Raw genomic sequence first — 11845 nt, 5'->3', positions numbered from 1 at the left:
CCGGACTGGGATAAGGATTTTATAACGTGATGAAGGGTTACAGCACCAGACCCGCGATAGATGCAGAAAGGATGCTCACCAGTGTGGAACCGTAAACCAGCTTCAGGCCGAAACGGGAAACCACGTTACCTTGCTGCTCATTCAGGCCTTTAATCGCGCCCGCAATAATACCGATAGACGAGAAGTTGGCGAAGGACACCAGGAACACAGACAGGATGCCCACGCTGCGTGGAGACAGTTCGCCTGCCACTTTTTGCAGTTCCAGCATCGCGACAAATTCGTTAGAAACCAGTTTGGTTGCCATGATACTACCAACCTGAAGCGCTTCATGAGACGGGATACCCATGATCCAGGCGAATGGGTAGAACGCGTAGCCAAGGACTTCCTGGAAGCTGATACCAAAAATGGCGCTGAAAATCGCGTTGACTGCGGCAATCAGTGCAATGAAACCGATCAGCATGGCCGCCACGATCACGGCAACTTTGAAGCCTGCCAGAATGTATTCGCCCAGCATTTCAAAGAAGCTCTGGTTTTCATGCAGATTACCCAACTGCAATTCCGGCTCTTCACCGACTTTGTAAGGGTTAATCAGTGACAGCACGATGAAGGTACTAAACATGTTCAGAATCAGCGCGGCAACGACGAATTTGGCATCCAGCATAGACATATACGCGCCGACGATGGACATTGACACGGTGGACATCGCGGTAGCGGCCATGGTGTACATGCGTTTTTCGGACATCTTGCCCAGAATATCTTTATAGGCAATGAAGTTTTCGGACTGACCAAGAATCAGTGAACTGACCGCGTTAAAGGATTCCAGTTTGCCCATACCGTTCACTTTGGACAACACTGTACCAATGGCGCGGATGATGATTGGCAGCACTTTAATGTATTGCAGAATACCGATCAGCGCAGAAATGAAGACGATAGGGCAGAGCACTTTGAAGAAGAAGGAAATCAGGTTCTTCTCACTATTCACCATGTCACCGAATACGAAGTCCGTCCCCTGGCCTGCAAATCCGAGTAATTTGTCGAAGACTGCTGCGAACCCTTTGACCACACCTAACCCAACGTTTGAGTACAGGAAGAAATAGGCGAGCAGAATTTCGATGACGAGTAGCTGAATAATAAAACGAATACGAATGCTTTTACGATCGCGGCAGGCGAGTAGCGACAGCGCCGTAACAACAACCAGCGCCAGAACAAATTGCGCGATATGGGACAAGGACATGTGTGCTCCGAATATGAGGCAGGCCAAATTTTCCACGTCATTTTATGTAACGCGTGCACTAAAAATGAGAGGAAGAACGCAAAAAAACAATTATACCTTCGGATTTTATCTAAACTAAATGCTAAGTCTCGTTATTTGGGTCTTTCTGTTCATTCATTATTCTTATCCTACATAGAAAGTTGTATTGCCCGACTTTAAGGTTGCGGGTTGGCGAGCCTGTTTATGATGTTTTCTGCATGATTCAAAAGGAGAGTGATTATGTCAGTATCAGATACCTCACGTGAGCTTGGTCGTTCAGGCATTGTGGTCCCGCCTTTTTCGTTTGGTGGTAATGTTTTTGGTTGGACGGTCGATCGGGCGACGTCATTTAGTCTGCTGGATGCACTCGTGGCGCATCGGCTGAATTTCATTGATACCGCCGATGTTTACTCACGCTGGGCACCCAGCAATCAAGGTGGTGAATCCGAAACGATCATCGGCAACTGGCTGAAAAAAAGCGGTCAGCGCGACAAGGTGATTATTGCCACCAAAGTCGGCATGGATTTGGGTGATGGCAAGAAAGGGCTATCTGCTGGCTATATTCGTCAGGCGGTCGAGGCTTCATTACAGCGCTTGCAAACCGACTACATCGATCTCTATCAGGCACATACTGACGACAAGGAAACGCCGCTGGAAGAAACGCTGGCCGCGTTTGATGCGCTGATTAAAGAGGGCAAGGTACGCGCGATTGGGGCGTCCAACTACAGCGCTGCGCGTCTGGCTGAAGCGCTGAAAGTCAGCAAAGCCAACCATCTGGCACGCTATGAAACCCTGCAACCGGAATACAATTTGTACGATCGGCAAGGGTATGAGGCCGCGCTTGAACCGCTGGTGCGTGAGCAAGGGGTTGGCGTTATTAGCTATTATTCGCTGGCCAGCGGGTTTCTGTCAGGCAAGTATCGTCAGCCGAAGGATGCGTCGAAAAGTGCGCGCGGGCAGGGCGTAGTGGAAAAATACCTGAACGAGCGTGGTCGCACCATTTTGGAAGCACTGGATAGCGTGGCGCATGCGCATCAAACGACGCCATCGCAGGTTGCGCTGGCCTGGCTGATCGCTCGTCCGAGCATCACTGCCCCGATCGCCAGTGCGACGTCTCTGGAGCAGGTCGCTGAACTCGCAGGCGCGACGCGGCTGGTGCTGCCAGCAGAAGATATTGAGTTGCTGGATCGTGCGAGTCGTTATTAATTAGGAAGCGGCTTTCTTCGTCACACTTTTATATTAATGCGAACGGGGGAACGGTTTCGTGCGCCATAGTATCGCCATTTTCATGCTACCTCGTAGCACGCGCCCGACACAGGGGGCTCGCCAGCCCCCTGTGAACCCCGGCTTTTGGCGGGAATTATGCCGCTACGCGGTCCCATCGGTGTTCATGACCGCTAATCGAGCCACCAGTGACGCGTTTACTCGCCCCATAAATAATGGGGCTCACCCTTCGGGTCAGCACAAGTGCTGTTCAAAAACGTCTCTGACGTTTTTGTCCGACGCGGCACTGGTTTTCGCGACGTCCTGTCGCTCACTCGGCGGTCAAGCCCACCGCTGCATAATTTTTTACGCCGGATAACGGTATTCGTACATTCACAACATTATTATCGCGCACGAAACTGCCTCAATAGTGGCATAGAGACTTTGACCAAGCAGGTCTAAAACCGCTACCGCGCTTCTGCACCATCATCCTCAAACCAGGCGGCTAGCTCTTTGCGTAGGTTATCCGACTGGGTGCCGAAGATGGCCTGTACCTGATGACCGACAATAATCACGCCGATAGCCCCCAGTTTTTGCAGGCTGTCGCTGTTGACCAGTCGCAGGCTGTGAACCTCAACCCGCAGGCGGGTGATGCAGGCATCCAGACTGACGATATTTTCTTTGCCGCCAAAGGCGTTCACCAACTGCTGCAAATTCTCTTTGTCTAACGGTGAAGCGATTTCAATTTCGGTAATTTGCTTACCCAACATTGATGCGAACAATTTCCGAAAATTGTGAATCTTGCCCATCGTAGTCACCTCTTCGTTTGTTTATCAGCGTGCGTATGATAATGCCGCTCACCTGACATTACTGTTAGGCGACACACGGCGATGAGGTTTCGTCGAAACGCTCATCACCGGTGCCCTATCAGTATTGCGATACTTAACTGACCAGCATGAATCTTTACTGTAATGCGCGGCGTAGAATCCGGCAGCCGTAGCCTGACAGGTCGATAGACCCTGAAAGCGTGCTACCCGTGGTCATTTCTTCGTAGGCGGCAGGCAGCGTAATGTGCTGCGGCGTTGCCGTGTAATTCTGAACGAAGATAAACTCGCTTTCCCCGTCATCACGACGATGAGCGACAATGCCGTAAGGCAGATCGATTGGCAGCGCGCGCGGTAGATCCAGCGTTTGTATCAGCGTGGTGAAGAAATCCCGCTGGAAAGCGAGATCGTTGCGCGATGCGATGTAGTAAGCCTGTCCTTTGCCGTAATCATTGACCGTAACGGCCGGGCGTCCGGCATAGAAGTCGCTGTCATAGGTCGCCAGCGCCCGCGCGCCTTCCAGATGAATCAGCTCGCACAGGTGGGTGACCTGATACGGGCCGATCAGGCGTTGCTCGTTACCGTCCAGACCGCTGATGCTGTTGCTTTCATGATCGTACAGCCCGTCGATTTCTTCCGCCCAGATCCCCATGATCGGACGCAGCGGACCAGGGAAGCCGTTTTGGTGGCAGAGATCGGTTTCGTTGACGACGCCAGACCAGTAGGTGGTGACGAAGCGGCCGCCCTGTTTGACGAAGGCATCGACACGTTCGGCAAAGCCATCGCGCACCATGTAAAGCATTGGTGCAATGACGACCTGATAGCCGCTGAGGTCGACATCGGCGTTGATGATGTCCACCGCCACGCCTTGCTCCCAGAACGTACGGTAATGCTCAGTGACGGTTTTTTCGTAGAACAGCCCTGCGTTGCGCGGCCCTTGAGCGTTATCCATCGCCCAGCGGCTTTCCCAGTCGAAAATGATAGCGACTTTGGCGTCCACCCGACTGCCTGCCACTGGGGCGAGTTTGTTGAGGATGTCACCCAACTCCTGCACTTCGCGCCCAACGCGGGTGTTGATATGCCCGACATGATCGACGACGGCACCGTGGAACTTCTCGACGGAACCGCGGCTCTTACGCCACTGGAAATACTGCACGGAGTCTGACCCGTGTGCGACAGCCTGAAGTGAAGACAGGATATGCATGCCTGGCTTTTTCAGTTTGCTGATCGGCTGCCAGTTGGTCAGGCTCGGCGTTGACTCCATCAGGTAGAAAGGCTTGCCGCCTTTTAGCGTACGCATCAGGTCGTGATACATCGCGGTGTAGGCACCCAGCGTGCAGTCATCTTCCGCGTTATGCCACAGCGGGTAGCTGTCCCAGGAGATGAAGTCGATCACCTTCGCTAACTGCCAGTAGTCGTAATCATAGAAGTATTCCATGAAATTCGTCGTGGTTGGCAGAGACGGATTTTCGGCTTTGAGCGGTGCGATTTCTGCCGCACAGAAATCACTGACCTGTGAGGTGTTAAAGCGTTTCCAGTCCAGATTCAGACCGTGGATAGAGACTTCACCGATGGGTGATGGCGGTTCTAACTGCGACCAGTCGGTATAGGTATGGCTCCAGAAGGTGCTCCACCACGCTTTATTCAACGCGTCTATCGTGCCGTAGCGTGCTTTCAGCCAGCTTTGGAAGGTGCTGCGACAGGTATCGCAGTGGCACTCGCCGCCGTATTCATTAGAAATATGCCAGCCGATCACCGCAGGATGGTGCGAGTAGCGTTTTGCCAACTGGGTGTTCATTTGTTTTACTTTTTCGCGATAGTTCGGCGAACTTAGGCAATGATTGTGGCGACCGCCGTGTAGCGCCCGTACGCGGTTGCTGCCCACGCGCAGCACGTCAGGGTATTTCTGCGATAGCCAGGCCGGGCGGGCACCGCTGGGTGTTGCCAGAAAAACGAAGATCCCATTGGCATACAACGTATCGAGGATGCCGTCCAGCCAGCCAAATTCATAACGACCTTCTTCCGGTTCAAGCCCGGACCAGCTGAAAATCCCCACTGACATGACGTTGCACTGAGTTTGCTTCATCATCTCAATGTCTTTTTCCAGTACCTCTGGGTCATCCAGCCATTGGTCAGGGTTATAGTCAGCACCATGCAGTAGAACAGGCACCTTGCTGCTTAGCGGGGGAAATTTGAACATCGTTCTCTCCTAAACGGGTTGTCGACGTGTTGAATGCGGTTTACGGCTTAAATACTTTGATGGAAGGCAGTACGTTGCCTTTGCAGTCGAACAGCGCCTGATTTTCCCGTGCGTTGCCTTCCTTCCATTCGTCATTGTTGTATTTCATGCCAGCTTTCGTGGCCCAGGTTGCGCCGGGGGTCGGCAGCCAGATAGGCTCCCAGTAGAAGATGCCTTTGCCGCGCTGATTGGGCACGTTGATGACACTTTGCATCAAATCGTGCAGGTAATTGGCCTGACCCTGAACGGAAGCCGGGTAGCCGCCCGCATCCAGCTCTTTCTGCTGGAAGCTATTTTCCGCGTTATCGCAGTTTTCGAGCGTGTAGGCATAGGCGGCTTCAACCACAATGATGTCTTTATTGTAGCGTTTGGTGACGTCGTTCATATTGTACTGCAACGCGCTGATAGGGCCGTTCCAGTAGGTGTAGAATGAGGCACCGATGACATCGAATGGAACATTGCGTTTGACGATTTCATCAAACCACCAGATAAAGGTATCGTTTTTGGTGCCTTCTGCCAGATGTAGCATGATTTTGACGTTATTCGCGCCTTGTACGTCCTTCACGCCCTGAATGCCGGCTTTTAGCAGCGCCGCGAGGCGATCGAACTCGCCGCCACCCTGGCCCCAGCTTTTTCCTTCTGGCCACAGCATCCCGCCGTTCAGTTCGTTACCGATCTGCACCATATCCGGCATGACGCCCGCTTTTTGAAATTCGCTAATCGTGGCTTTAGTGTAGTCATGTACGGCAGTGGTGAGCTGTTCCACGTTGAGGCCTGACCACGCTTTAGGCTTGTTTTGGTGAGCCGGATCGGTCCAGAAATCGCTGTAGTGAAAATCCAGCAGCACTTTCATACCGTTCGCTTTGGCGCGTTTAGCCAGCGCCAGCGTGGTGGCCAGATCGTTGTTGCCGCCGCCATAGCCGTTGCCCGCAGCATCTTTCGGATCGTTCCAGATGCGTAGACGGATATAGTTAATCCCGTTCTCTTTCAGAATCAGCATGGCGTCTTTCTGTTTGCCATGCTCGTCATAAAATTTTCCGCCGTGCTTTTCCACCTCGTTCAGCATGGAGATATCCGCGCCTTTAATGAAATCGGCAGGGACATTCGTCAACTTATTGATCGTCACATTTTCTGCGGCATACAGGGTTTGCGGCAGGGAGAAGGTCAACAGGCCAGTTGCCAACATGGCGGCCATCAGTACGCGTTTTTTCATTTTCATTTTACGTTCCTGGAATAGGTACAGATGTTGAGTAATTATCCTTTGGTTCCGCCAGACGTCAGGCCGGAGACAAAGTATTTTTGCAATGAAAGATAAAGAATGGCGACCGGCACCGCGATCAGCACGGCTCCGGCGGCGTAGGTGGTGTAGCTAGCGCCCATTTTCTGTGCGACCAGGTTGTACAGCCCGATCGGTAGCGTGTATTGATCCGGCGTGCGCAGAATGGTGCTGGAGAGAATGAAATCACCCAGCGGGCCAGTGAACGAGAACAGGGCAATGACCGCGATGATTGGTTTGGACAGCGGCATAATGATCTCAATAAAGATGCGGAAGTTGCCTGCACCGTCCATACGCGCGGACTCATCCAGATCTTTCGGAATGGCATCCAGATAGCCTTTCATCAGATAGGTATTCATCGGGATCATACCGCCGACGTAAACCAGTACGAGGGCGATATGGCTGTTCACCAGCCCCAGCATCTGCGCCAGTACGAAGATGGCGATCAGGGCAGAGAACTGTGGAATCATTTGCAATAGCAGAAACAGCATCAGCCCGTTCTGACGGCCGCGAAAGCGGAAGCGCGAGAAGGAATACGCGGTGAAACTGACGCTGATGAGCGTCAGAACCATAGTTAGGAAGCTGATTTTCATCGAGTTCCAGTACCAGGCGGCATAGTCAATCTGGCCGTTGAACAGCTCCTCATAGTGAATGAAGGAGAAGTTATCCGGGATGATTGAGGTGTTGAGCAGGCTGCTGCCGGGATTTAACGATGCACCAACCGTCCAGATCAGCGGGTAAATAATGATGATGGCCACAATCGTCAGCAGCAGGTAGGTCAGGCCAAGTTTGATAAAATTTTGGCGTTTAACGCTATGTTTTTTCATCTGCGCGCTTTCCTATGCCATGTTGTCTTGTTTGAAGGAATTGGTGGCACGGAACTGCCACAGCGCGATTCCCACGACAAAGATCGACAGCAAAATGGTGATGCTGGCTGCGATCGCATATTGGGAAGAAGACATGGTCAGCTTATAAATCCAGGACACCAGAATATCCGTCCCGCCCGCGTTGGAGCCGATTACCGCCGGTCCACCGTTGTTGAACAGATAGATGATGTTGAAATTATTAAAGTTGAACGTGTACTGCGTGATGATGATCGGCGCAATGGAGTAGAGTACCAGCGGCAGCGTGATGGTGGTCAGCTTGTACCAACTGCTGGCTCCGTCAATGGTCGCAGCTTCGTACAAATCATCAGGAATAGCCTGCAATACGCCGGTGGTCATGGCGAACACAAACGGAAAGCCTAACCAGGTTTGCATTAGGATCAGCGCGGTTTTGGTCCAGAACGGATCGGTCATCCACGCTTTAGGCTCAATCCCCAGCGCGGCCAGAATACCGTTATTGATTACGCCAAACGTTTCGTTAAACATGCCAGCAAAGACCAGAATGGTGACGAAACCCGGTACTGCCCACGGCAGGATCAGGATGGTGCGAATCAGCGGTTTAAAACGTAGTCCTTTTTGGTTCACCAAAATCGCCAGCAGGATACCCACCGCACACTGGAGTGTGGTCGCAATCAGCGTCCAAATTACCGTCCATTGCAGCACGTCAAAGAATGTGGACCGCCAGAGGTCGAGCCGGAAGATATTGATGAAATTCGTCATCCCCACCCAGTCGACCAGCTTGGCGGGCGGCGTGTGATAGAGGTTGTAGTTGGTAAAGGCAATGGAGAAGCCGAAAATAATCGGGAAAACCACGACAAAGACCAGCAGAATAAAGCCCGGTGTGATCATCAGATAAGGGAAGCCTTCGCTCAACAGCATCTGATATTGCTTCTTCACGCTGTTCAACGGCAGACCTTTATCACGTCTGGCTCCGCACACGTAGGCATCACGCAGGCTGCAATAGTAGACGCCGACGCCAAAGGCGGCGACGATCACACTGATAATGCCTTTTGCCAGCAGAAAAATAGAGTGATCGCGTGGCAACTCGGTGCCCAGCGTGATAAGCCCCCAAGCGCCATTTTGCAGGAAATCATGGAATATGCCGATGAAGCAAACCATGACGATAGAGAAAAGCGCGCCTTTGACGAACTGGCGATTATAAATCTGTCCGAGTCCGGGGACGAGCGCCAGCAATACCGCTGTTCTGGCGTGGCGATGTCCTCTTTCTTGTGGCGTAAGGCCGCTGGCGTTGACGGTCACATCTACCTCCATTTTCTTAAAAACATGGGTATCCCCGTATCCCGATATCTAGTGGGGATAAACAGGGAGAACCCATGTTGACTCACGGTGGAGCAGTGGTTTACTGGTTACTGTGGTTAGCTTCGATCTGCATTTTTATTACCTTCACGGCGGATTCCAGCGCCGCTTTGGTGTCCTGCTTGCCCGTCACGCTCAATTGCAGCGCGCTGTTGGCTGGCGTCCAGACTTCCTGCATTTCCGGTACGCTCGGCATAGGGACGGCATAACCAGACTGGATCGCGACAGCACGAGATTTTTCGTCATCTTTAATCAGTGGATCGTCAACCAGTGCGGCAATCGGCGGGATTTCACCGGTCAACTGGAAGCGAACTTTGGCGTATTCCGGCTGATTGATGAACTCAATGAATTTCTGTGCCAGCTCTTTGTTCTTGGAGTAGGTGGAGATGCTGTAGCCTTTTACGCCCAGCAGTGAACGCGGATGTTCACCGTTTGGCAACAGCGGCAGTGGTGCTACGCCATAGTTTACGCCCGCGTTTTTGTACGGTTGAAACGCCCACGGACCGGTAATCACGGCAGCGGCTTTTTTCTCGGTAAACAGGGAGTCGATGGCGTTAGCGCCGGTTTCACCGACGATGCCCGGCGGGAACAGGCCATCAGCGTAGAATTTCTTGATGTAGTTGACGGCATCGATGGTGGCTTGTTTATCCAGACCGAGGTCTTTGACATTCGGTGAACCGTTGCTGTTTTGGCCGAAAATGTAGCCACCCATCCCGGCGATGACGCCATAGGCGTAATAAATCTCATCAAATTTCGCCAACAAACCATAGCGACCTTCGGCACGTTGCTGTTTGGAGAAGGCGAACAGGTCGTCGAATTTTTCTGGCGGCTGTGGCATCAGATCTTTGTTGTACACCAGTACGGTGGTTTCAACCGCTTTCGGCACGCCATACAGCTTACCGTTGTAGGTTTGTGCTTCCAGTGCGGGTTTGGTGAAACTCGACAGGAATGTCTGATCCAACGTCAATTCGCTAATTAATCCCTGAACCACAGCGGTGCCAACCTGATCGTGTGGCATCACTATCACATCTGGGCCGATCCCCGCAGGGCCATCCAGACGGAGTTTCTCAATCTGTTGAGCGTAAGGTGTTTCCAGCACTTTTATTTTTACATTGTTTTGTTTTTCAAAGGCTTTTATCGCATCGGCAATGCCGTCTGATTTCTTGATATCTTCCCATACCAGAAGTTCTTTGTCGGCTGCCAGCGCTGATTTGCTGAGCACGCCAGTGATACCCAGTGAAATCATGATGACGGTAGTCAGCGTTTTCATTTTCATCATTAGTCCTCAAAGCCCTGGTGGGCCAATCATGGTAGGAAATCGTCACGTACTTTCCGCTTTCGCCGTTTTTGTCGTCCCTGTGCGATGTTGGTGTAACGTTACATCACACGGCAGGGAATGAGACATCTAACCGTACGCGTTGTGTGGTGATCGTCGCTGTGTGGCGCTTGACGCTTTATTGTGCGTTTTCCACAAAGTAGGGTAACGGTTACACCAGTGGCGATTACATTAAGCAGAGTGCGCCACGTCTGCCAGTGAAACATGTAAAGGCTGTGATCTTATGCACAAAAGTAACCCCCTGTTTGTGCAAACGGTTACACCATGCTGTTATATTGCGATTATGACCAGCGTGCAGGTCAGCCTGGCCGGATGCTGATACGTCTGGAAGGGCTGCCGAGCCATTTTGAGTAGACGACCACTGGGCCGTTGTGACTCAGCGCTTATATCCTGAAAAGCAAAATTATCAAGAGGTTACCGTTATGGCGTCGATCCAGTTGGATAAAGTTAGTAAGCATTTTGGCAAAACGATTACGCTTCACGATGTGAATCTGACGATTGCAGATGGAGAGTTCGCCGTTTTTGTTGGACCGTCTGGCTGCGGTAAGTCGACGTTGCTAAGAATGATTGCCGGACTGGAAGATGTCACGGGCGGTGAAATCATGATTGATAATGCGGTAGTGAATGATGTTGCCCCCGCGCATCGCGGCGTTGCCATGGTGTTCCAATCCTATGCGCTATACCCGCACATGACCGTCGCTGAGAATATGGGCTACGGCCTGCGCGTTAATGGTGTCCCGAAAGACCGGATTAAGCACCAGATTGAGATGGTGGCGAAGACGCTGCAATTGTCTCACCTGCTGGAGCGCAAGCCGAAAGAGTTGTCAGGCGGCCAGCGTCAGCGTGTGGCGATAGGGCGTGCGATCGTACGTAATCCGAAAGTGTTCCTGTTTGATGAACCGCTGTCGAACCTTGATGCGGAGTTGCGCGTGGATATGCGGTTGCATATTGCCAAGCTGCATCAGGAATTGAAAACGACCATGATCTACGTAACGCACGATCAGGTTGAAGCCATGACGCTGGCTGACAAAATCGTAGTAATGAATTACGGAAAAGTTGAACAGGTTGGATCGCCGATGGAGCTTTACTATCATCCGGTTAACCAGTTTGTCGCGGGTTTTATCGGCTCGCCAAAAATGAATTTCCTGCCTGCGCAGGTCATCGACTGGACGCCGGATAGCCTGACGGTCAATGTCGCCGAGCAGCTACAGCTTGAACTGCCGGTTCGCACCAGTGAGCTGAGCGCTGGGAGCATGATTACGCTGGGGCTACGGCCAGAACACGTTTCACCGGAAGGTGAGGGGATTCGGCTGTCATTCGGCTGTGAGGTCGTCGAGCGTTTAGGCAATAGCACCTATCTGTTCGGCCAATGCTGCGGGATTGATAATTTCAAACTGCTGCTGGCGGGCGACAGTGCTTTTAAACCCTATGAACACATTGAGGTGTTCTTCTCTCCTGCTAACTGTCTGGTGTTCAACGCCGATGGTTTGCGCATCAGCGCTTAGTCAAGCGAC

At 52.1% G+C, this 11845-nt stretch carries 9 protein-coding genes; 2 read left to right on the top strand and 7 right to left on the bottom strand.

The window, feature by feature from the left end; all coding sequences use genetic code 11:
• Positions 1 to 37 precede the first annotated feature (37 nt).
• Positions 38 to 1228, bottom strand: a complete 1191-nt coding sequence (locus A6301_RS15600) for a NupC/NupG family nucleoside CNT transporter (RefSeq protein WP_304622722.1) — start codon at positions 1226 to 1228, stop codon at positions 38 to 40.
• Between the two features lie 264 nt (positions 1229 to 1492).
• Here A6301_RS15600 and A6301_RS15595 point away from each other — a divergent pair, with 264 nt between their 5' ends.
• Positions 1493 to 2458, top strand: a complete 966-nt coding sequence (locus tag A6301_RS15595) for an aldo/keto reductase (RefSeq protein ID WP_234258191.1) — start codon at positions 1493 to 1495, stop codon at positions 2456 to 2458.
• Positions 2459 to 2922: 464 nt separating this feature from the next.
• Here the strand turns inward: A6301_RS15595 and A6301_RS15590 are convergent, their stop codons facing one another.
• From A6301_RS15590 to A6301_RS15565, 6 genes are all read right to left on the bottom strand, one after another.
• Complete coding sequence (locus A6301_RS15590) at positions 2923 to 3264, bottom strand: glucose PTS transporter subunit EIIB (RefSeq protein ID WP_234258190.1); 342 nt, start codon at positions 3262 to 3264, stop codon at positions 2923 to 2925.
• A gap of 154 nt (positions 3265 to 3418) precedes the next feature.
• Positions 3419 to 5479, bottom strand: coding sequence for a beta-galactosidase (locus A6301_RS15585; RefSeq protein WP_234258189.1), 2061 nt, complete (start codon positions 5477 to 5479; stop codon positions 3419 to 3421).
• 40 nt (positions 5480 to 5519) lie between these two features.
• Positions 5520 to 6737, bottom strand: coding sequence for an arabinogalactan endo-beta-1,4-galactanase (locus A6301_RS15580; protein ID WP_370642236.1), 1218 nt, complete (start codon positions 6735 to 6737; stop codon positions 5520 to 5522).
• A gap of 35 nt (positions 6738 to 6772) precedes the next feature.
• Positions 6773 to 7621, bottom strand: a complete 849-nt coding sequence (locus tag A6301_RS15575; protein ID WP_107170880.1) for a sugar ABC transporter permease — start codon at positions 7619 to 7621, stop codon at positions 6773 to 6775.
• A 12-nt stretch (positions 7622 to 7633) separates the two neighbouring features.
• Entirely contained in the window at positions 7634 to 8950 is a 1317-nt protein-coding gene (locus A6301_RS15570) for a carbohydrate ABC transporter permease (RefSeq protein WP_107170879.1), read from the bottom strand.
• Positions 8951 to 9038: 88 nt separating this feature from the next.
• A complete protein-coding gene (locus A6301_RS15565) occupies positions 9039 to 10271 on the bottom strand; it encodes an extracellular solute-binding protein (RefSeq protein ID WP_107170878.1) in 1233 nt (410 codons plus the stop codon).
• A 482-nt stretch (positions 10272 to 10753) separates the two neighbouring features.
• Between A6301_RS15565 and A6301_RS15560 the strand changes: the two genes are divergently transcribed.
• Positions 10754 to 11836: an ABC transporter ATP-binding protein gene (locus A6301_RS15560; protein WP_234258188.1), complete on the top strand. Its 1083-nt coding sequence runs from the start codon at positions 10754 to 10756 to the stop codon at positions 11834 to 11836.
• Positions 11837 to 11845 lie beyond the last annotated feature (9 nt).

The sequence above is a fragment of the Pectobacterium sp. IFB5596 genome (assembly GCF_021432585.1).
In the GTDB taxonomy this organism is placed as follows: Bacteria; Pseudomonadota; Gammaproteobacteria; order Enterobacterales; family Enterobacteriaceae; genus Pectobacterium; species Pectobacterium punjabense.
Note: the sequence above shows the minus strand (reverse complement) of the source record. Positions and strands in the feature narration are given on the sequence as shown.